Source organism: Microbispora sp. H10836 (assembly GCF_012999525.1).
In the GTDB taxonomy this organism is placed as follows: Bacteria; Actinomycetota; Actinomycetes; order Streptosporangiales; family Streptosporangiaceae; genus Microbispora.
The window spans coordinates 1-504 of sequence record NZ_JABBWU010000092.1 but is presented as its reverse complement, the minus strand read 5'-3'; the positions used below and the strand labels follow the sequence as shown (position 1 = coordinate 504).

Sequence of the window (504 nt, the reverse complement as noted above, 5' to 3'; positions counted from 1 at the left end):
GTCGGCACGCTGCGCGACTCGATCTTCACCCAGAAGCTCGGCAACGGCTTCATCGAGGAGGCCTTCCGCGCCGCGCGGGCCGCCGACCCCAACGTCAAGCTGTGCTACAACGACTACAACATCGACAACGCCACGGCCGCCAAGACGCAGGGCGTCTACAACATGGTCAAGGACTTCAAGGCGCGCGGCGTGCCGATCGACTGCGTCGGCCTGCAGTCGCACTTCGGGAACCCGCCGTCGAACTACCAGCAGAACATCGCCCAGTTCGCCGCGCTCGGCGTCGACGTCCAGATCACCGAGCTCGACGTCGGCGGCTCCGGCTCGACCCAGGCCGACGCCTACCGCCGCGTCACCCAGGCCTGCCTGGCCGTGCCCCGCTGCACCGGCATCACCGTGTGGGGCATCACCGACAAGTACTCCTGGCGCAGCGGCGACACCCCACTGCTGTTCGACGGCAACTACAACAAGAAGCAGGCCTACACCGCCGTCCTCGACGCACTCAAC

1 protein-coding gene is annotated in these 504 nt (G+C 67.1%); it reads left to right on the top strand.

Annotated features, from left to right (window positions below; genetic code table 11):
• On the top strand, positions 1-504 hold a 504-nt coding region (locus HHX30_RS40440; RefSeq protein ID WP_169989224.1), incomplete at both ends, for an endo-1,4-beta-xylanase.